The organism is Bosea sp. F3-2, from assembly GCF_008253865.1.
Classification (GTDB): domain Bacteria; phylum Pseudomonadota; class Alphaproteobacteria; order Rhizobiales; family Beijerinckiaceae; genus Allobosea.
In genome coordinates, this window is record NZ_CP042331.1 from 4,518,664 (window position 1) to 4,537,584 (window position 18,921).

Sequence of the window (18,921 nt, forward strand, 5' to 3'; positions counted from 1 at the left end):
CAACGCTCGAGGATTGCCGATGTTGCTCCAAGAGACTCCGCTGAAGGAAGAGACCCCGCTGAAGGCGTCCGGACGCGATCTGCGTCTGCCCTTCGGCCTCGCGCTGGCCGTGCTTGCCGCGTCGGCGCCGCTGCTGCTCGGCAGCTATGCGCTGCATGCCGTGATCATCTCGCTGATCTTCCTGCTGCCGGCGCATGGCTTGAACCTGCTGGCCGGCTACACCGGGCTGCTCTCGCTCGCTCAGGCCGCCTTCTTCGGCGTCGGCGCCTATGTCTCGGCGCTGATGGCGGTGCATTGGGGCACGCCCTTCTACGTCAACCTTCCGGCCGCCGGGCTCGCTGCCGGCGCGCTCGCTTTGCCGCTCGCCATCCCGGCGCTGCGCCTGCGCGCCACATCCTTCGTGATGTGCACGCTCGGCTTCGTCATCATCGGCCAGGCGATCGCCAAGAACTGGATCAGCGTAACGCGCGGCGACATGGGCCTCTCGGCGATCCCCAAGCCGCATTTCGCCCTGGGGCCGGCCTCCTTCACGGTGAGCGGCACGACCGCGTTCTACTATCTCGCGCTCGCGATCGCCGCGCTCGCCACGGCGATCGTCTGGATGATCGTGACCTCGCCGGCCGGGCGCAACATGGTCGCGATCCGGGAGAACGAGACGCTGGCCGAGTCGGTCGGCGTCCCGACCTGGCACTACAAGCTCGTGGTCTTCATGATCAGCGCCGCCTTCGCCGGCGTCGGCGGCAGCGTCTACGCGCATTACCTGACGGTCGTCAGCCCGCTCACCTTCCAGATGTCCTATTCGACGCTGATGCTGATCATCGTGCTCGGCGGCGGCCCCGGAACGATCTCCGGCGTCGTCTTCGGCAGCCTGCTATTCGTCGGCCTGTCGGAGGCGCTGCGCATCGCGCCAGAGCTCAGGATGATCGCCTACGGCTTCTGCCTGCTCGCGCTGGTCTTCTGGTTCCCGAAAGGCCTCACGCCGCTGATCGAGCGCCTCTCGACCGTCATCAGGGGGCGCTCATGACCGGCCTTCCGATCCTCGACATCGCCGGGCTGGTGAAGTCCTATGGTGCGATCAAGGCCGTCGGCGGAGTCGACCTCCAGGTCGAGCGCGGCGAGATCTGCGGGCTGATCGGCCCGAACGGCTCCGGAAAATCGACCTTCTTCGACGCAGTTCGGGGCTTGCGCGTCCGAACGCCGGCACGGTGAAGCTCGACGGGCAGGACATCACCGGCTGGTCGCTCAACCGGATCGCGCGCGAGGGGCGCATGCTGTGCTCCTTCCAGAAGACGGTGACTTTTGGGGCGCTGAACGTCGAGGAAAATCTCGTCATTGCCGGCCAGATGTTCACCTTCCCCTCGATCGCCTCGACCTTCGGCATCGGCGCGCGCTCACAGGCCCGCATCGAGGGCTTGCGCGAAAGGGCGCAGGAGCTGATCCGCATTTCGGGGCTCTGGGACGTCAGAAACCAGCCGGCCGGCAACCTCTCCGGCGGGCAGCAGAAGCTGATCCAGTTCGCCTCGATGCTGATGCCGGAGCCCAAGCTCATCCTGCTGGACGAACCGATGGCCGGGATCAATCCCAAGCTGATCGAGCGCGTCATCGACAGTATCCGCTACGCCAACGACCAGCTCGGCGTCAGTTTCCTGATCATCGAGCACAATATCGACGTGATCACCAGCCTGTGCCGGCGTGTCGTGGTGCTCGACCAAGGCCGCAAGCTTGCCGAGGGCACGCCCTCGGAGATCGTCAACAACCAGGCGGTTCGGGAGGCCTATCTCGGTGGCTGATGATCTCGACGCGACGCTCGCGATCAAGGAATTGCGTGCCGGCTATGGCTCGCTCGACATCCTCAACGGCGTCGAACTCTCCGTGCCGCAGGGCCAGTTCGTCGCGCTGATGGGCCCCAACGGCGCCGGCAAGTCGACGCTGCTCAAGACGCTCTACGGCATGACGACGATCAAGGGCGGTTCGATCTCCTGGGGTGGCAGGGAGCTCGCCGGGTTGTCCTCCCGCGCCATTCTGGGCCGGGGCATCTCCTTCGTACCGCAGGGGCGCTGCAACTTCCCGGTCATGTCTCGCCCCCCGGCAGCCATGCCGAGGTGCCGGAGAGCGAGCCGCTGCCGCTGTCGGCCCTGGCGGATGTCGCGCTTCTCCTGCCGAGCGGCGGGCATTTCCTGCGCCGGATGATCGATGGGGCTGGCGCGGGCGCGCGTGACGCCGCGTGTCGTCTCCGAGATCGAATCGGTCCCATCCCTCGGCGCCGCCATGCTCGACGGCCTCGGAGCCACCATCCTGCCGGGCTCCGTCGCCGGCAGCGTCGCGAGCTTCGGCGGCGCGGTCGTGCATCGGCTCATCCGCCCGGCCATGACCGCGACGGTCTCGCTCTGTGTCTCGGATCATCTGCCTCTGTCGGAGCCGGCGCTCGCCGCCCGTTCGGTGCTGCTTGACATCGTCGCCGGCATGGTCCGCGATGCCTCGCTTGGGCTGAAGCCGGTCGCTCGCTAGAGCCGGATCTGATCAGCTTGGAATAACCTGATCGGATCCGGCTCTAGAGCGGCGGACGCACCGATGGAATCGGTGCTGCCGCTCTAGCTCTTTGTTTTCGCATCGGATTTTTCCCGAAACCGGGTCCGCTTTCGGGTCCGATGCGCTAATGCGCGCCATTTTGGATATCCGTCAGCGAAAGGCATGAGCTCGCGAGCTTGTTCGATGCACGCTCGGCAATCATGCGCAACAATCGGTTATCCGCCGTCACGAACCTCGCCCCCATTTGGGCTGCAGCCGCCAGATAGGCGCAATCGTATGCTGGATGCGAAAGCTCGATTGCAAGGCTCGCTGACCGCTCCAGCAAACCCGCCATCGAGAGAAATTCGATCCCAGAGTGTTCGAGCAGCCTTGCGGCAAGGATGGCTTCTTCGCGCGTGAGTTCGCCGCGTTGTGTCTTCTTCCAGAGGATTTGGCGCATTCCGGAACGAGAAGTTCAGGCGACGCAAATCGGAACCGCGAGCGCAGATCGACGGCGGCCTGGGTGCCTTCTTCTTCCACGACCCATTTTATCGCGATGCTGGCATCGACAATCAGCGTCTCCATCAACGTTCGTCGCGGCCTTCGCGCAGGAGCGCCTCGGAGGGTGTCTGCTTACGTGAAGCGGTCAGCTTCCTCAGCTCGGCGGCCAGGCTGTCGAAGTCAGGCTCGGTTTCGTTTTGCAGTGCCTGACGCAGAATCTCTCGATGTTCGGCTTCCGCCGAGCGGCCGTGGCGGGCGGCGCGCATTTTCAGCTTCGCGATCAGGTCGTCTTCCAGATTGCGCACATGCAGATTTCCAGGCACCGCTATGCCTCCAATGATATCATTGAGATCAAAGATGCCAGTATTGGCGCAGCCACGCAAGGAGGCCAACGGTAGGTGCGGTTTCCGCGTGTCGAGCGTCCCGGCCGGACGCCGGCCCGGTCCATGCCTATGGCATTGCCCGCAAGCTCGGCATCAAGCGCATCATCTGCCCGACAGGCGCCGGCGTGACCTCCGCCATCGGCCTGATCATCGCGCCCGTCGCGGTCGATCTCTCGAGCAGCCTGCCGATGGCGCTGGCGAACTGGGACGAAGCCGAAGCGAGCCGCCTGCTCGGCGACCTGGCAGGGCAGGGGGCGGAGGTCGTGGCGGCGGCCGGCGTGCCGCGCGATGCGATCACCAACAGCTACACGGTCGACATGCGCTATGTCGGCCAGGGCCATGAGATCACCGTGCCGCTGCCGGATCTCGCCCTGCCGCGCGAAGCCTTCCTCTCGGAGCTGACGGCGAACTTCACCCGGCTCTATCGGGAGCTTTTTGGCCGCACGGTCAAGGCGGCCGTCGAGATCATCACCTGGCGCCTGCGCGCTTCCGGCGCCAAGGACAAGGTGGCGCGGCCGCGCAGCACCTGAGATCGGCACCGGCCACCTGCCGGACGTCACCATGATCACGCCGATCTTCAAGAACGGGAAAATCGTCGCCTATGCCGGCTCGATCGCGCATCTGCCGGATATCGGCGGCGCGCCGCTGCATTCCGAAGCGACCGACATCTACGAGGAAGGCATCCGCTTCCCGATCGTGAAGCTGCACCGCGCCGGCGTGCCGAATGCCGATGTGCTGGACATCATCGCCGCCTCGGTGCGCCTGCCGACCGAAGTGCGCGGCGACCTTGAATCCATGGTCGCGGCCAATGCGGTGATGGGCCGCGAGCTGGTGAAATTCATGGACGAGTACGGCCTCGACGAGCTCGACGGGCTGGCGGACGCGATCCATGCGCGCTCGGAAGCGAAAATGCGCCAGGCGATCCGCACCTGGCCGAACGGCCGCTACGAAGCGGAGGTGCTGCTCGACGGCTACGATACCGACGTGAAGCTCAAGGCCGCGGTGATCGTCGGCGACGATAGTGTCCACGTCGACTATGCCGGCTCCTCGAACCAGCTGCTGCATTCGATCAACTGCCGCACCAACTACCGCTATGCCCACTCGGTCTATGCGCTGAAATGCCTGCTCGACCCCGAGACGCCGAACAATGAGGGCTGCATCACGCCGGTGACCGACGAGGCGCCGCTCGGCTCCATCCTCAATCCGGAGGCCTGGACGGCGGGCAATTCGCGCAACCTGATCGGCCACGTCATTCCCTCGCTGATCTTCAAGGCGCTCGCAGGCATCGTGCCGGAGCGGGTGATGGGCGACAGCGGCGGCGCGCCGATCTGGGCGGCCAATTGCGTCGGACGCCGCAACGACGGCTCGCAATACGGCTCGGTCCAGAACTTTCATGGCGGCCAGGGCGCCCGCTCGGCGCTCGACGGGCTCGATACCTTGAGCTTCCCTTCGAACTGCAAGGTCACCGCGATCGAGATGTTCGAGATCGCCGTGCCGGTGCTGACCGAATGCAAGCAGCTGATCCCAGATTCGGGCGGCGCCGGGCGTCACCGCGGCGGGCTCGGCCAGCGCGTTGTGCTGCGCAACCGCGCCAAGGCGCCGATGAGCGTCTATCTCGCCACCGAACGGGTGCGCCACCCTTGCTTCGGCGTCGTCGAGGGGCAGTCGGGCACGCCCGGCCGGGTCACCAAGAACGGCAAGCCGCAATTTCCGAAGGGCAAGGTCGTGCTGAAGACCGGCGACAGGCTCGAGGTCGAGACGCCGGGCGGCGGCGGCTGGGGGCGCGCGAGCGAGCGCTCGGCTGCCGATCTCGCCAAGGATCTGGCGGAAGGGCTGGTGACGGGCGAGGCTGCGCGGCGGGTCTACGGCCGCTCGGAAGCGCTCGCGGCAGAATAGGACGAGATGATGGGTTTGCTCGACGGCAAGGTCGCTCTTGTCACCGGCGCGGGGTCCGGCATTGGCCGCGAAAGCGCGCTCCTGCTCGCCGCCGAAGGCGCGACCGTCGTCCTCGCGGGCCGCCGGCATGAGCCGCTCGCTGCCGTCGCTGCGACGATCGCCAGCCGCGGCGGAAAAGCGATCGCCAGGACGCTCGATATCGCCTCGCGCCAGGAGATCGTCGAGACGATCGCCGCGGTCGAGCGCGAGGTCGGAGCCGTCGATATCCTGGTCAACAATGCCGGCAGCGCCAGTAAGGTGCTGAATGCGCGCTTCCTCTCCGAGGAAGAGTGGAACGCGACGGTCAACGTCAATCTGACCGCCGTCTTCAATCTGACGCAGGCGGTGCTACCGGCGATGATCGCCCGCGGCGAGGGCACGATCATCACCATCGCGTCGCTCGCGGCGCTGAACCCCAACCTTCTCGGCGGGGCGGCCTATGGCGCGGCCAAGGCCGGCGTGCGCAACTTCATGGGCTTCCTGCACAACACCTATCGCAACCAGGGCATCCGCGCGACGACGATCCTGCCCGGCGAGACCGACACGCCGATCATGAACAACCGCGCCCGTCCGCCACTACTGGAGGAGCGCGCCGTGATGCTGAAAGCCCATGACGTGGCGCGGGCGGTGCTGCTCTGCGCCAGCCTGCGCGCCGGGGCGATGATTCCGGAACTGCAGATCTGCCCGACCCGCCAGCGCGACATCTCGGCCGATCTCGAAACCGCGCGCTGGATCGGCGCGCCCAATGATCTGCCTGATCGCCCGCGCTCGGCATAGAAGGACGACGACGATGAATGGAGCGCGATTGCGCGAGCGGCTGAATCGTGGCGAGTGCTTGAGCATGCTGACGGCGCATTACGCGTCGCCCGGCCATGCGGTGCGGCTGACCGAACTCGGCGCCGACGCGATCTTTCTCGATTGCGAGCACGGCACCTGGAGCTTCGAGGATATCCGCCTGACCGCTCAGGCGATCCGCGGGGCGGGCGGGACCGCGATCGTGCGGCCCGATTGCCATCAGCGTTCGCTTCTCATCCGCTATCTCAACGCGGGCGCCGACGCGCTGATGGTGCCGATGATGGAGACGGCAGCGGAAGCGCGCGCGATCGTCGACGCGGTCCGCTATGGCTGCCATGCCGATCACGGCGAGCGTCTGGTCATCGCGATGATCGAGACCGTTGCCGCAATCGATCGACTCGATGAGATGCTCGCGGTTGAAGGTGTCGACGTCTTCTTCGTCGGGCCAGGCGATCTTTCGCAGGACATGGGCTTTGCCCCGGCTCCCCCCTTCGGCGAGCCTCGGCCTCAGGTGGTTCGGGATAAGGTCGGCGAAGCGGTCGCGAAAATCTACGCCGCTGGCAAGGTGGCGGGCACGCTGGCGACGCTGGCGGAACTGCCGCATTGGTGGAAGCAAGGCGTGCAGTTCTTCTACGTCCACTCCGACCCATTCCTGCGCCGAGGTATGACGGAACTCGCAGACCTGCTCGCCGGATAATCGCCGCGTCAGCGACGGTGATGCCTGGATAGTCCGCTGCGGTGTTGCGAGAGTTCCGAATGCTCGTTGATGCCCCGCACGTCGCGCTCCGCACCCTTGCCCGCTAGTCCGCGCGACCTCGACAGGCACCGACAGCGGCCCCCGGCGACGGCCGCTTCCATCTCGCCATCTCGTATCGACTCACGGAGACCGGTCGCATCGTGGTCGGATCGCGTGTGGTCGCCAATGGCGCAGGCGCACAACATGAAGCGCAGCGACGGGCGTGCGTCGGCCGGCTTCCTGAGGGCGCCTTCTCCTCATGATGGACGCGACAGTCACCCGCGGGCCACGTCCAGGTCCCTTTGGCGTGAAATGGCAAGACGCAGAAGCCCGCAGGTCTGAAATGGCCAGTGCGCTGCCGACGTGGAGACGAGGCACCTGATGTGGGCAAACAACTGGCTTTTGGGTTTGCCACTTCTCGTCGCAACAGTCGTCATACACGTGACGGCATTCATGACCATGACGAAGGCTTTGATACCTGAGATCGGGCCTTCGGCCCGGACGATGCTCTCTTTCAACGTTTCCGTTGGGATCCTCGCTTTGTTCGCTGCTGTCCTCCATTCCTTTGAGGCGATCGCTTGGGCACTTCTGTACCTGCATGTCGGCGCCCTGCCTGATTTCTCCGAGGCAATTCTCTATTCGTTAGAAGCGATCACCAGCTATGGTCACGCACCGGAACTCCTCGCCCCTGACTGGCGACTCGTCGGAGCCATTGAGGCCGTAAACGGATCGATTCTGTTCGGCCTGACGACCGCATTCTTTTTTGCTGCGATCCAGAATGCTTGGCCGCGCAAGTCGAAACCGCAGTAGCTTCTTGGTCGCGTTCCTACGCGCCGAGATCGACTATCGCGCGATACTGAAGGCGATGAGCTGAGGTTCGTTCCCTGGGCGTTCCGCGAAGCAGGCGTCCGACTGCGGCAGGTCCAGGCAGAAGAAGTGGGTCTTCTGGCGCACTCTCCGCCCACCACTGCGATCGCGTTACCGAAGTCCGCCTCAGCGTGACCAGACGGATGCGCCAGCGGAACGAAGGGCATTGTCAGGGTAACTGGGAGCGTTCGGCGCAGCTCTATGTCGGAGGAGGTCTGGGATTTCGACGCCCGGATCCTGCGGCTAATGTGTGCCGATGAAGTCGATCTCATATAAGCGTCACCGCTTCCCACCGATCGTGATCCGCCACGCGGTCTGGCCGTATTTCCGGTTCACGCTCAGCTTCCGGGATGTCGAAGATCTGCTGGCGGAGCGCGGGATCGACGTCAGCTACGAGGCGATCCGGACCTGGACGCAAAAGTTCGGGCTGCAGTTCGCCCGGAACCTTCGGAACAGGCTCTGCACGAGCGCAGACCTGTGCGTCGCAGCGGGCTGGTCTTGACGCAAACCAGCATCTACTTCGCTCGGAAATGCGCTATGCGGCGGTGAGGCGGGGCCGGGTCAGTCCGGAGCGTCCGCCTTGAAGCGCTTGAGCCGCAGCGCATTGGTCAGGACGCTAACACTCGACAGCGCCATCGCCAGCCCCGCGAACATCGGCGACATCAGGATGCCGAACTGCGGGTAGAGCGCTCCTGCCGCGACGGGAATCAGCACAATATTGTAGCCGAAGGCCCAGCTCAGATTCTGACGAATGTTCGCGATCGTGGCCTGAGACAGCGCAATCGCCTTGGGGACGCCGTTCAGGTCGCCCGACATCAGCACGACATCCGCGCTCTCGATAGCGATATCCGTGCCGGTGCCGATGGCGAGGCCGACATCCGCCTGCGCCAAGGCCGGCGCGTCGTTGATTCCGTCGCCCACGAAGGCGACCTTGGCGCCGGCGGCCTGCAGTGATTTGACGACGTTTGCCTTGTCGGTGGGCAGGACCTCGGCGATAACCTCGGTGATGCCCAGGCGCTTCGCGATCGCCTGGGCGGTGCGGGCATTGTCGCCCGTCACCATGGCGATACGCAGGCCGAGCGCCTTGAGCGCGGCGAGAGCTTCCGGCGTGGTCTTCTTGATCGGGTCTGCCACGGCGATGATGCAGGCCAGCTTTCCGTCGATCGCTGCGTAGAGCGGCGTCTTGCCGGTGTCCGCCAGTTCGGCGGCCTCGCTGTCGAATGCGGACAGGTCGAGGCCCAGTCGCTGCATCAGGCGGCCGGCGCCGACCTCGACCTTGTGTCCCTCGACGGAGGCGCTGACCCCGAAGCCGGGTTCTCCGTTGAATTCGGTGACGGCGGCGAGGGCAAGCCCGCGCTCCCGCGCAGCCGCCACGATCGCCTCCGCGACCGGATGCTCCGAGAGCGTCTCGACCGAGGCGACGAGGCGCAGCACCTCCGCTTCGTCAAATCCCGCGACCACGGATAAATCGGTCAGCTCCGGCCGGCCCTTCGTCAGGGTGCCAGTCTTGTCCAGCGCGACGACCTGGGCATCCCGGAGCGACTGCAGCGCCTCGCCCTGACGGAACAGCACGCCAAGCTCGGCACCCTTGCCGGTTCCGACCATGATCGAGGTCGGCGTGGCCAGACCCATGGCGCAGGGGCAGGCGATGATCAGAACGGCCACGGCGTTGACCAGGGCAAAGGAAAGAGTCGGTGCGGGCCCGAAGGCTAGCCAGATGCCGAAAGTCACCAGCGCCATCGCCATGACCGCGGGCACGAACCACATCGTGACCTTGTCGACCATCGCCTGGATCGGCAGCTTCGAGCCTTGCGCCGCCTCGACCGTTCGCACGATCTGCGCGAGCAAAGTGTCGGCGCCGACCTTCCTGGCGGTGAATCGGAACGCGCCGGTGCCGTTGACCGTCCCGCCGGTCACGAGGCTGCCAACTTCCTTGCGGGCCGGAATGGGCTCTCCGGTGATCATCGATTCATCGACATGCGAGGCTCCGTCGATGACTTCACCATCGACTGGAATCCGCTCTCCGGGCCGCACCAGGACGATATCGCCCGGCCGCACCCCTTCGATGCCGACGTCGATCTCGACACCGTCCCTGACGACGCGCGCCGACTTGGCCTGCAGAGACATCAGGCGCTTGATAGCCTCGCTCGTGCGGCCCTTCGCTCGCGCCTCGAACCAGCGGCCGGTCAGGATCAGCGTGACGATGACGGCACCGGCCTCAAAATAAGTGAAATCGGTGCCCTCGGGCAGGATCTGCGGAGCAAAACTCGCAATCGTCGAATAGAGATATGCGGCGCTGGTGCCCAGCATAACCAGCGAGTTCATGTCGGGCGCGCCGCGCAGCAGCGCCGGCCATCCCTTCTGCAGGAAACGCAGGCCGGGCCCGAACTGGACGAAGCTTGCGAGCAGGAACGACAGGATCCTGATGTTGGACTCGCCAATTCGCGCGGCCAGAAGATGATGCAGCGGCTCGTAGAGATGTGTCCCCATCTCGAAAACGAGCAGGGGGAGCGTGGCGAGCCCTGAGACGATGACGGCGCGCTTGAGCCTTGCCTGCTCCGCGTCCCGCTCGCGTTGCTCGCGCTCCGCGGCATCGGCGCCCGTCACGACCGGCTCGACCTCGTAACCGGCCGCAACAACCGCCGCCGCGAGCCTTGCGCCCGTCTCGCCGCCGCCGAGGAAACGGACCGACGCACGCTCGGTCGCGAGGTTCACGGTGGCGTCGAGGACCCCCGGCACCGCTTTCAACGCTCGCTCGACGCGGCCGACGCAGGAGGCGCAGGTCATGCCCGTCACCTTGAGTTCGGCCGCCTCTTCCACCGTCTCGTAGCCGGCTTTGCGGATCGCTTCCACGATGGGGCCGAGATCCGCCCTGCTGTCGCCGAGCGTCACCCGTGCCCTCTCGGTGGCGAGATTGACGGACACGGCCTTGACGCCGTCGACGGCGGCGACCGCGCGCTCCACCCGCCCGACGCAGGAGGCGCAGCTCATGCTCAAGACGGAGATTTCCACCTCGGGCGAAACAGCTTCCAGTTTTCTAGCCACCGCGGCGGTCGACATAGCGTCTCTCCAGACTCCCGATGGCAGCTCCTATGCGGTTTCCCGCAATGGTAAGGTCAAGGGGCTTTTTTCGATTTCCGCGACCAGCCCGACCGGGCGAGCCTAGATCGCCGCGCGTCCTGTCGGACGCGGTGACGTCGATCTATGTATTTGTTATCGCATCTGATTTTTCCGAAAAGTGGATTCCACTTTTCGGTCCTATGCGATAGCGCTCGCCTATCGACTCAATCTGCCGGAAAGCCGGACCGACGCTTCGGACCGGCGAGCCGGTCCGCACCACGCCCGAGATCGCGGTCGCTCAGATCAGAGCGGCGCAGGATGCCAGCGTTTGCGAGGTGGCGGTGCTCCGCTCAGGCCCTTAGTCCCAGCTTTTCACGACGACGCTGGCAACGAAACACCGGGCAAATCCGCGCCCGCCTGGTCCGAAGCCGTGAAGAAGGCATCGGCATAGGCATGCGCCGGATCGAGGCCGCGGCTCGTCATCGCGGCCACGGCGAAATCGACCAGGCCCGGGGAGCCGGCGACATAGGCCGTCGCATTCTGCAGCCCGTCCAGCGCTTCGAGATGCGCGCCGAGCCCGTCGCCCAGCACGGGCTGGTAGACGAAATCGGGCAGCCCGCCGGCGAGTTCTGCGATCGCGTTCTCCCGGTACAGGCTCTCCACGCTGCGCGCCGCATTGTAGAGCCGGATCGGCTGCTGCAATTGCAGGCGCGCGGCGCTGTGGAGGATCGACAGGATCGGCGCGAGCCCGGTGCCGCCGGCCACCGCCACGATCGGGCCGGTCCGCCGCGCGCGCAGATGCGCCGTGCCCATCGGTCCGCGCAACAGCACGCCGTCGCCCTGCCTCAAGCCGCTCGCGACATGGCTGCTGGTCGCCCCGCCCTCGACATGCCTGATGTGGAATTCGAGCAGCGGCTCGCCCGGCTCGTTCGCCATCGAATAGTTCCGCGGCGGGCAGCCGGCGAAGCTGAGTTCGGCATATTGGCCGGCGGTGAAGGCGAGCGGCTCGCTCTCCAGCGCGATCTGCAGGATCGAGATGTCCGGCGTCGGGCGCTGCAGCGAGACGACCTGGCCGGAAACCTCGCGCAGGGGATGGCCGGCCGCATCGCTGCCGAGCCAGGCGATGCTGCAGTCGCTGCGCGGCTGCGCGCGGCAGGCAAGCACGAAACCGCGCTCGCGATCGGCCGCGGTCAGGGCGAAGGGCGTATGCGGCAGCAGCTCGACCTCGCCCGCCAGCAGCCGCGATTTGCAGGCGCCGCAGCGCCCGACCTGGCAGCCATAGGGATAGGGGTGCCCTGCGGCCTGGGCCGCCTTGAGGATCGTCGTATCCGCCGCGACCGTGAGGTCGGCCGCAAGATTCGCGATATGGACGCTGTAGCTCTCGGTCATCTGCCACCTCGGCTTATGAGGAACGGCAGAGTCGATGCGGCCTTCCATCCTGGGAAGGTCAAGGGGGTATTGCGTCGGCATGATGCGCTCGGGTTTTGGCCTCGGCCTTGAATTTGCCTCTTGAACCTCTCCTCGCTCCAGCTTGTACAGCTGTGTCCCGCAATGCCGTCAGGCGGAGACGGCCCCTGTCCAGCCCAGCCCAACTCCCGGTCATGGCCGAGACGCTGAGGCGGCGAAAAAACCCGCTTGACCTTGCCACATGGCAAGGACCGAAACTGATTTTCATTCACCCTATGAGGAGAAACGTCCCATGTGCCAAGCCCATCAGTCGCATGATCATGAAGTTGCTTCCGCCGCCGCCTCTGGCGTGTCCGTTCGTGTCGAGGACATGACCTGCGGCCATTGTGCGGGTACCATCAAGAGCGCCATCGAGAGCTCGATCCCCGGCGCCAAGGTCAACGCCAATCCCGAGGCTCGCCTGGTCTCGGTCGAGGGCGCGGATCTGGCGAAGGTTCGGGAGATCATCTCGCTGGCTGGCTACACGCCGGAGGCAGCTCCGGTGCATGGCTGAGGCCTGAAAGCGCGCCCGTCTCCCGCCGCCCGAGGGTGCTGATGGCGCCTGCGGCGGGAGAGCGGGTCCGCTTCCGGCGAGCGCGGCCCGGATCCGCGCGGTAACGGCTCCCATCGGCATCCAAGCTGCAGAAGACGGCTGATCCCGACGAGCCCTACCTGAATAGAGAGGAGGGGAAATGTGGACGATCGCTCTGAAACGGTTCGCGCTGCTCGTCGCGACCTGTCTCTTCATTTCCGTGCTCGCCTTCATCGTGCCCTATATGCATGGCGGCGACCCGGTGCGGACGATCCTGCAATCGCGTGTCGCCGATGTCGCGCTCGATGCCGAGGCCGTCGAGGCGCTGCGTATCAGCCTCGGCCTCGATCAGCCGCTCTTTCTCCAGTATCTGTCCTGGCTGAATGCGGCCTTGCACTGCGATTTCGGCTATTCCTTCGTCAGCCGTAGCCCGGTGGGACAGGAGGTTCTGCGCTCGCTCGGCGTCTCCTTCACTCTGGCGATGGCGGCGCTGGGGCTTGCCCTGCTCGTCTCCCTGCCGGCCGGGACGCTTGCGGCGCTGAAGCCGGGCGGGCGGTTCGATAACCTCGTCACCTTCGTCACGCAGTCCCTTGTCGCGATCCCCGAATACTGGTTCGCGCCGATCGCGGTGCTGATCTTCTCGCTCTATCTCGGCCTGCTGCCCTCCGCCGGCTGGCAGGGCCCGTCCTATGCGGTGCTGCCTGCTCTGGTGCTGTCGCTGCGGCCGATGGCCTATTTCACCCGCGTCACCCGCGCCGCAATGATCGACGTGCTGCAGGCGCCCTACATCACCGCCGCGCTCAGCCGGGGCTTGAGCATGCGCGAGACGGTGATGCGCCATGGCTTGCGCAACGGCTCGATGCCGGTCGTCACCCTGTTCGCGCTGTGGCTGGCCGGGCTGCTCGGCGGCTCGGTCGTGGTCGAGGTGATCTTCGCGATCCCCGGCATGGGCCGGCTGATCTATGAGAGCGTGATCAACAACGACGTGCCGGTGCTGCAGGCGAGCTTCATGTGCATCGTCGTCTTGTCGATCGTGATCAACACGATCGCCGACATTCTCTATATCCTGTTGAACCCGGTTGTGCGGATGGGCCATGTCCACTGAAGCCGCCATCTCCCCGATCTCGCTCGAGCCCCGTGCCGCCACGAGGCAGCCCTCGGCCCTTCGCCGCTTCCTGCGCTTCGCGCGCAGCCGGCACTGGACCTTCAAGGCCGGGCTCGTGCTGTTCGTGCTGATCTCCCTCATGCTGATCATTGGCCCCTGGATCGCGCCCTATAATCCCGCGGCCCAGAGCCTGCTGCGCCGGCTCTCCGCGCCGAGCGCCGCCCATTGGCTTGGCACCGATCATCTCGGCCGCGATCTCTTGAGCCGCATCTTGGTCGGCGGCCAGTTTTCAGTGCTGATCGCGATGATCACGCTGCTGCTCTGCGTCAGCATCGGCACCGTGATCGGCATCATCTCGGCGCGCTCGGGCGGCTGGGTCGACGAACTCATCATGCGCGCTGTCGATCTGCTGATCGCTTTTCCCGACGTGGTGGTCGCGATCTTCGCCATCGCCATCCTCGGGTCGGGCTACACCACGCTGATCATCTCGCTGACGATCATCGGCTGGACGCCCTTCGCCCGGCTGGCGCGCGGGCTGGCGCTGGTGATCAGCACCAAGGAATACATCAACGCCGCCGAGGTGCTTGGCTGCTCGCGCACCTTCATCATCGTCCGTCACATCATCCCCAACACCTTGCGGCCGATCGCGGCGATCACCTTCCTGCGCTTCGGCCACAAGCTGATCACGGTGGGCGGTCTCTCCTTCATCGGGCTGGGCGTGCAGCCGCCGCGCGCCGACTGGGCCCTGATGCTGGCCGAGGCGCAGCCCTTCGTCGAGCGGATGCCGCTGCTGGTGGTCGCGCCGGGCCTGGCGATCTTCCTGACGGCGCTTTCGGTCACCTGGATCGGCCAGGGCCTGGAACTGAAGGAGAAGGCATAAAGGTCGCGGGGATTTCGCGGATGCAATGCGACGGAGCTCAAAAACCGAAATCCGCATAAAGCGGAACGAAAACAACAAAAAAGCCAAAAACAGAGGGGTCATCGATGGATCAGTGCCTTCCCGATGCCGTCGGCGCAGCTGCCGCCGAGCCGCCCAGGGACGTGCTTCTCGACGTTCGCAACCTGCGCGTCCAGGCGCAGGGCAAGGGCACGTCGAAAACCATTATCGAGGATCTGAGCCTGCAGCTGCGGAGCGGCGAGATCGTCGCTCTGGTCGGCGAATCCGGCTCCGGCAAGAGCATGACGGCGCTCTCGCTGATGCGCCTGATGCCGCAGGAGGTCGGCATCACCGGCGGGCAGATCCTGTTCCGCGGCCACGATGTGCTGGGCATGAGCCAGGCCGAGCTCAACCATCTGCGCGGCGGCCATATCGCGATGATCTTCCAGCAGCCCCAGGCGATGCTCGATCCGACCGCGCGGGTCGGCGTGCAGGTGGCCGAAGCGCTGTGGAAGCATCGCCGCCCCGACCGTTCCTCGGTCAAGGAGCGCGTGATCAGGCTGCTCGCCGATGTCGGCATCCCGGCCCCAGCCACCCGCATCGACTGCTATGCGCATGAGCTCTCCGGCGGCATGGCGCAGCGCGTGATGATGGCCGCTGCGATGAGCGGAGAGCCGCAGATCCTGATCGCCGACGAACCGACCACCGCGCTCGACGTCACCGTGCAGGTGCAGATCCTCAAGCTGCTCGACGAGCAGCGCCGCAAGCGCAACCTCGCCATCCTGCTGATCACCCACGACCTCTCGATCGTCTCGGCGATCGCCGACCGCGTTGCCGTGATGTATGCCGGACGCATCGTCGAGGAGGGCCCGGCCCGCGACATCCTCAAGCAGCCGCGCCATCCCTATACGCGCGCGCTGGTGCAGTGCTCGCTGCTGAAGCCTGATGCCGACGGCCGGCTCTACTCCCTGCCGGCGGCACAGAGCGTGTTCAACGCCGGGCAAGGCTGCCGCTTCCTGCCGCGCTGCCCGACCGCCGCCGCCAACGGCATTCAGGCGCATTGCCGCGAACAGGAGCCTGAGCTCAGCTCCTATCACAGCGGTTGCACGGCCCGCTGCTGGGCCGTGCCCTGCAAGGATCATCCGGCGATGGCCAGCGGAGACTGCGCATGATCGCACCTCACACCGACACGGCGCAGCCGCGGCCGGCTCCGGCGGAACAGCCCTTCGTCGAAGTCACCGATCTCAAGAAATACTACCTGATGCGCGGCGGGCTCGCGCTGAAGGCGCTCGACGGAGTCTCCTTCTCCATCCGGGAGGGAGAGGTGATGGGCCTCGTCGGCGAGTCCGGCTGCGGCAAGAGCACCATCGCCCGCGTCCTGATGCGGCTGACGGACGCGACCGGCGGCGAGGCCAGGATCGACCGGCGCAACGTGCTCAGCCTACAGGGCCAGGAGCTGCGCCGCATGCGGCGGACGATGCAGCTCATCTTCCAGGATCCCTATGCGGCGCTCGATCCGCGCATGACGCTCGGCAACAGCATGATGCTGCCGATGCTCCAGAACGGCCTGGGCACGCGCGAGGCGCTGCGCGCCGAGGTGGTGAAGATGCTGGAAGAGGTCGGGCTCGACCCGTCCTTCGCCGAACGCTACCCGCGCGAGTGCTCCGGCGGCCAGTTGCAGCGCGTCGTCATCGGCCGCGCCTTGCTGCTGAAGCCCAGGTTCCTGGTCTGCGACGAACCGACCTCGGCGCTCGACGCCTCGATGCGGACGCAGATCCTCAATCTGCTGATGGAGCTGAAGCGGCGCTTCGGCCTGACGCTCCTGATGATCTCCCATGATCTGCGCGTCGTGAACTATATGTGCGACCGCATCGCGGTGATGTATCTCGGCCAGATCGTCGAGGTCGCCGAGCGCGACGAGCTGTTCACGCGCCCGCGCCATCCCTATACGCGCGCCCTGATCTCGGCCGCCATGGTCGACGAGACCGGGCTCGACGGCGCCGCCGGCTATCTGAAGGGCGATCTGCCGAGCCCGCTCGCCCCGCCGCCCGGCTGCAGGCTGCAGACGCGCTGCCGCTTCGCCACCGAGCGGTGCGTCAAGGAGATGCCGCAGCTCGGGCAGACGGAGCCGGGGCACCTCGTCCGCTGCCATCGCTGGGCCGAGCTCGACCTGTCATCGGCAGTCTATCGCGAGGCTGGGCCCGCCGCAGCCGCGCTGAGCCACGTGGCGGCGGAGTGACATCTTATCCGGCTGGGCGTCGAGAGGATGAAGTGCTCTGCGGTCAAGCCTACCGAAATCGGTACGAAATTCTCCGAGACGGGAAGATCATCTGAAGTTGCAAGCATAAGCAGAACGAAATGCGATTCACTTGGGCGGTCGATGCCGACGGCATCCACCAATAACAAAGGAACGGGGAACATGCGCATGAATGCTCTAGCCGTCACTATTTATGCGGCGATGCTGTCGACGGCGGCGTTCGCTCAGACTGCCGGCTCCAAGACGATCCGCGTGATCGACTATTGGAGCGTTCGAACCGGCTGGGAAATGGGTTCGGACGATTCCTATCTCGCCTCCCGCGCCGGCTGCTACGAAGGCCTGGCGCGCATCGACTACGACAACAAGCTGCAACCCTGGCTCGCGACGTCCTGGACGCAAACGTCCCCGACCACCTGGGAATTTACCCTGCGGGACAACGTGAAGTTTCAGGATGGCCAGCCGCTCAATGCTGCGGCCGCCAGCAACGCGCTCAACAATCTGCTGAAGGCCGCGGTCCCGGCCAAGGCGTTCTCGCCCAAGATGATCAAATCCGTCGAGGCGGTCGGCGACCAGGTGGTGAAGATCACGACCGTGGAGCCGTCGATGCTCCTGCCGCTGCAGATGGCCAGCCCCGCCACCTCGATCCTGTCTCCCGCAGCCTACAAGGACGGCAAAGTCAACCCGGTCAACACCTGCACCGGCCCCTTCATCATGACGGAGGTGGATCCGGCCCAGCGGATCATCGTCAAGCGCAACGATAGTTATTGGGGCGGCAAGCCGGTGCTGGCCGGCGCCGAGATCAGGTTCATCATCGATCCCAACAGCCGCGCCATGCAGATCCGGACGGGCGAGGCCGACCTCGTTCGCCTCATTCCGCCGTTGGTGGTCGGCCGGGTGAAGTCGACATCCGGCGTCAAGATCGAACAGCTGAACGCGCCGCGGACGACCATGCTGCTGTTGAACAACAAGAAGCCGCCGCTCGACAATATGAAGGTCCGTCAGGCGATCCAGGCGGCCATCGATACGGCCGGTCTGGCCGCCGCCGTCTACGAGGGCGCCGTGCAGCCCGCCGTCGGCCCCTTCGTCTCCACGGACCCCTGGGCGCTGAAGGGTGCCAAGCCGCCCTACGACCTGAAGAAGGCCCAGGCCCTGCTGGCTGAAGCCGGCATCAAGCCCGGAACGCTCAAGCTGAACCTCATCGCCTATACGAACCGGGCGGAGTTCAAGGACGTCGCGGCCGTCATCCAGGACCAGCTCAAGGCGATCGGCATCGAGGTCAATGTCAGGTCGGCGGAATATAACGCCGTCGAGCCCGACATGCTCTCCGGCAATTACGACATGGCCCTCATGTCCCGCGGCTATCTCACGGACGCGGCGGAACCCGCGAGCTACCTGAACGCGGACTACGCTTGTGGCGGCAACTACAACATCTCTCACTACTGCACGCCGGAGATGGATGAAAAGCTCAAGGGACTCTTCAAGATCCAGGAGCCGGCAGCGCGCATCGCCGCCTATCGCGACATCGCCCAGACGGTTCAGTCCCAGGCATTGACTGTCTTCCTTGTCAATGAGACGGCGTATGATGCCTATAACGCCAAGGTCAGCAACTATAAGACCCACCCGCTGAACTACTACACGCTGACCCCGACCCTTTCGATCAACTGATCGACCGGACAGCTTCAACATCGCGCATTTCTGCACGCCCGAGATGGATGCCGACATCAAGAAGATCTACGGCGTGCAGGGTCAGGCGGAGCGCTTCAAGCTCTATGCGACCCTCGCCGAGAAGATCCAGAAGGAGGCGATCAACGTCTTCCTGATCCACGAGACGAGCTACGACGCCGTCTCAACCAAGGTGAAGAACTATAAGCCGCATTTCATCAACTACTACACGGTGACGCCGGCGCTGGAGTAAGCCG

Annotated in this window: 16 protein-coding genes and 6 pseudogenes; 18 read left to right on the plus strand and 4 right to left on the minus strand. The window is 65.5% G+C overall.

What is annotated here, in order from left to right; genetic code table 11:
• The first annotated feature begins 19 nt into the window (after positions 1 to 19).
• The 4 genes and pseudogenes from FQV39_RS20850 to FQV39_RS20865 form a co-directional block, all read left to right on the plus strand.
• The gene (locus FQV39_RS20850) at positions 20 to 1,024 is read left to right on the plus strand and encodes a branched-chain amino acid ABC transporter permease (protein ID WP_149132036.1); all 1,005 of its coding nucleotides are present in this window, start codon (positions 20 to 22) and stop codon (positions 1,022 to 1,024) included.
• A pseudogene (locus FQV39_RS20855) lies at positions 1,021 to 1,790 on the plus strand (ABC transporter ATP-binding protein). Before FQV39_RS20850 ends, FQV39_RS20855 begins: the two are co-directional and overlap by 4 nt.
• Positions 1,783 to 2,079, plus strand: a pseudogene (locus tag FQV39_RS20860) (ATP-binding cassette domain-containing protein); the annotation flags it as partial. The pseudogenes FQV39_RS20855 and FQV39_RS20860, both read left to right, overlap by 8 nt.
• A pseudogene (locus tag FQV39_RS20865) lies at positions 2,076 to 2,508 on the plus strand (LysR substrate-binding domain-containing protein); the annotation flags it as partial. The pseudogenes FQV39_RS20860 and FQV39_RS20865, both read left to right, overlap by 4 nt.
• 145 nt (positions 2,509 to 2,653) lie before the next feature.
• Here FQV39_RS20865 and FQV39_RS20870 read toward each other — a convergent pair.
• On the minus strand, positions 2,654 to 2,968 hold the full coding sequence (locus FQV39_RS20870; RefSeq protein WP_248313094.1) for a type II toxin-antitoxin system VapC family toxin: 315 nt from the start codon (positions 2,966 to 2,968) through the stop codon (positions 2,654 to 2,656).
• Positions 2,969 to 3,092: 124 nt separating this feature from the next.
• Entirely contained in the window at positions 3,093 to 3,332 is a 240-nt protein-coding gene (locus FQV39_RS20875; protein ID WP_149132037.1) for a FitA-like ribbon-helix-helix domain-containing protein, read from the minus strand.
• A gap of 110 nt (positions 3,333 to 3,442) precedes the next feature.
• On the opposite strand from FQV39_RS20875, the pseudogene FQV39_RS20880 reads away from it, so the two are divergent.
• The 6 genes and pseudogenes from FQV39_RS20880 to FQV39_RS20905 form a co-directional block, all read left to right on the plus strand.
• A pseudogene (locus FQV39_RS20880) lies at positions 3,443 to 3,919 on the plus strand (hydantoinase/oxoprolinase family protein); the annotation flags it as partial.
• Positions 3,918 to 5,288: pseudogene (locus FQV39_RS20885) on the plus strand (hydantoinase B/oxoprolinase family protein); the annotation flags it as partial. The pseudogenes FQV39_RS20880 and FQV39_RS20885, both read left to right, overlap by 2 nt.
• A gap of 9 nt (positions 5,289 to 5,297) precedes the next feature.
• The gene (locus FQV39_RS20890) at positions 5,298 to 6,104 is read left to right on the plus strand and encodes an SDR family oxidoreductase (RefSeq protein ID WP_149133958.1); all 807 of its coding nucleotides are present in this window, start codon (positions 5,298 to 5,300) and stop codon (positions 6,102 to 6,104) included.
• A gap of 13 nt (positions 6,105 to 6,117) precedes the next feature.
• Positions 6,118 to 6,819, plus strand: coding sequence for an HpcH/HpaI aldolase family protein (locus FQV39_RS20895; RefSeq protein ID WP_149132039.1), 702 nt, complete (start codon positions 6,118 to 6,120; stop codon positions 6,817 to 6,819).
• Positions 6,820 to 7,239: 420 nt separating this feature from the next.
• A complete protein-coding gene (locus tag FQV39_RS20900; RefSeq protein WP_149132040.1) occupies positions 7,240 to 7,668 on the plus strand; it encodes a hypothetical protein in 429 nt (142 codons plus the stop codon).
• Between the two features lie 313 nt (positions 7,669 to 7,981).
• Positions 7,982 to 8,182 (plus strand): annotated as a pseudogene (locus FQV39_RS20905) (IS6 family transposase); the annotation flags it as partial.
• Between the two features lie 104 nt (positions 8,183 to 8,286).
• On the opposite strand, the gene FQV39_RS20910 reads toward FQV39_RS20905, so the two are convergent.
• On the minus strand, positions 8,287 to 10,785 hold the full coding sequence (locus tag FQV39_RS20910; protein WP_149132041.1) for a heavy metal translocating P-type ATPase: 2,499 nt from the start codon (positions 10,783 to 10,785) through the stop codon (positions 8,287 to 8,289).
• Here FQV39_RS20910 and FQV39_RS33255 point away from each other — a divergent pair.
• Entirely contained in the window at positions 10,715 to 10,891 is a 177-nt protein-coding gene (locus FQV39_RS33255; protein WP_187640350.1) for a hypothetical protein, read from the plus strand. The genes FQV39_RS20910 and FQV39_RS33255 overlap by 71 nt on opposite strands.
• A 266-nt stretch (positions 10,892 to 11,157) precedes the next feature.
• Here FQV39_RS33255 and FQV39_RS20915 read toward each other — a convergent pair whose 3' ends face one another.
• Complete coding sequence (locus FQV39_RS20915) at positions 11,158 to 12,174, minus strand: 2Fe-2S iron-sulfur cluster-binding protein (protein WP_149132042.1); 1,017 nt, start codon at positions 12,172 to 12,174, stop codon at positions 11,158 to 11,160.
• A gap of 310 nt (positions 12,175 to 12,484) precedes the next feature.
• On the opposite strand from FQV39_RS20915, the gene FQV39_RS20920 reads away from it, so the two are divergent.
• The 7 genes from FQV39_RS20920 (at position 12,485) to FQV39_RS20950 (ending at position 18,917) form a co-directional block, all read left to right on the plus strand.
• Positions 12,485 to 12,745 carry a heavy-metal-associated domain-containing protein gene (locus FQV39_RS20920; RefSeq protein WP_149132043.1) on the plus strand — a complete coding sequence of 87 codons (261 nt, stop codon included), beginning with the start codon at positions 12,485 to 12,487 and terminating at the stop codon, positions 12,743 to 12,745.
• Positions 12,746 to 12,923: 178 nt separating this feature from the next.
• Positions 12,924 to 13,868 carry an ABC transporter permease gene (locus tag FQV39_RS20925; protein ID WP_149132044.1) on the plus strand — a complete coding sequence of 315 codons (945 nt, stop codon included), beginning with the start codon at positions 12,924 to 12,926 and terminating at the stop codon, positions 13,866 to 13,868.
• Positions 13,858 to 14,748: an ABC transporter permease gene (locus FQV39_RS20930; RefSeq protein ID WP_149132045.1), complete on the plus strand. Its 891-nt coding sequence runs from the start codon at positions 13,858 to 13,860 to the stop codon at positions 14,746 to 14,748. The genes FQV39_RS20925 and FQV39_RS20930 overlap by 11 nt, the downstream gene beginning before the upstream one ends.
• 104 nt (positions 14,749 to 14,852) lie before the next feature.
• Positions 14,853 to 15,917, plus strand: a complete 1,065-nt coding sequence (locus FQV39_RS20935) for an ABC transporter ATP-binding protein (protein ID WP_149132046.1) — start codon at positions 14,853 to 14,855, stop codon at positions 15,915 to 15,917.
• A complete protein-coding gene (locus FQV39_RS20940; protein WP_149132047.1) occupies positions 15,914 to 16,984 on the plus strand; it encodes an ABC transporter ATP-binding protein in 1,071 nt (356 codons plus the stop codon). Before FQV39_RS20935 ends, FQV39_RS20940 begins: the two co-directional genes overlap by 4 nt.
• Before the next feature lie 180 nt (positions 16,985 to 17,164).
• Complete coding sequence (locus FQV39_RS20945; RefSeq protein WP_149132048.1) at positions 17,165 to 18,667, plus strand: ABC transporter substrate-binding protein; 1,503 nt, start codon at positions 17,165 to 17,167, stop codon at positions 18,665 to 18,667.
• A 43-nt stretch (positions 18,668 to 18,710) separates the two neighbouring features.
• Complete coding sequence (locus tag FQV39_RS20950; RefSeq protein WP_149132049.1) at positions 18,711 to 18,917, plus strand: hypothetical protein; 207 nt, start codon at positions 18,711 to 18,713, stop codon at positions 18,915 to 18,917.
• Positions 18,918 to 18,921: the final 4 nt, after the last annotated feature.

Excerpts from the sequence above, each read along its gene's own strand:
- FQV39_RS20950 (WP_149132049.1), top strand. The coding sequence starts at position 18,711 with ATGGATGCCGACATCAAGAAGATCTACGGCGTGCAGGGTCAGGCGGAG.
- FQV39_RS20910 (WP_149132041.1), bottom strand. The coding sequence starts at position 10,785 with ATGTCGACCGCCGCGGTGGCTAGAAAACTGGAAGCTGTTTCGCCCGAG.
- FQV39_RS20925 (WP_149132044.1), top strand. The coding sequence starts at position 12,924 with ATGTGGACGATCGCTCTGAAACGGTTCGCGCTGCTCGTCGCGACCTGT.
- FQV39_RS20930 (WP_149132045.1), top strand. The coding sequence starts at position 13,858 with ATGTCCACTGAAGCCGCCATCTCCCCGATCTCGCTCGAGCCCCGTGCC.
- FQV39_RS20935 (WP_149132046.1), top strand. The coding sequence starts at position 14,853 with ATGGATCAGTGCCTTCCCGATGCCGTCGGCGCAGCTGCCGCCGAGCCG.
- FQV39_RS20945 (WP_149132048.1), top strand. The coding sequence starts at position 17,165 with ATGCGCATGAATGCTCTAGCCGTCACTATTTATGCGGCGATGCTGTCG.
- FQV39_RS20890 (WP_149133958.1), top strand. The coding sequence starts at position 5,298 with ATGGGTTTGCTCGACGGCAAGGTCGCTCTTGTCACCGGCGCGGGGTCC.
- FQV39_RS20870 (WP_248313094.1), bottom strand. The coding sequence starts at position 2,968 with ATGCGCCAAATCCTCTGGAAGAAGACACAACGCGGCGAACTCACGCGC.
- FQV39_RS20850 (WP_149132036.1), top strand. The coding sequence starts at position 20 with ATGTTGCTCCAAGAGACTCCGCTGAAGGAAGAGACCCCGCTGAAGGCG.
- FQV39_RS20900 (WP_149132040.1), top strand. The coding sequence starts at position 7,240 with ATGTGGGCAAACAACTGGCTTTTGGGTTTGCCACTTCTCGTCGCAACA.
- FQV39_RS20915 (WP_149132042.1), bottom strand. The coding sequence starts at position 12,174 with ATGACCGAGAGCTACAGCGTCCATATCGCGAATCTTGCGGCCGACCTC.
- FQV39_RS20895 (WP_149132039.1), top strand. The coding sequence starts at position 6,118 with ATGAATGGAGCGCGATTGCGCGAGCGGCTGAATCGTGGCGAGTGCTTG.
- FQV39_RS20920 (WP_149132043.1), top strand. The coding sequence starts at position 12,485 with ATGTGCCAAGCCCATCAGTCGCATGATCATGAAGTTGCTTCCGCCGCC.
- FQV39_RS33255 (WP_187640350.1), top strand. The coding sequence starts at position 10,715 with ATGCTCAAGACGGAGATTTCCACCTCGGGCGAAACAGCTTCCAGTTTT.
- FQV39_RS20940 (WP_149132047.1), top strand. The coding sequence starts at position 15,914 with ATGATCGCACCTCACACCGACACGGCGCAGCCGCGGCCGGCTCCGGCG.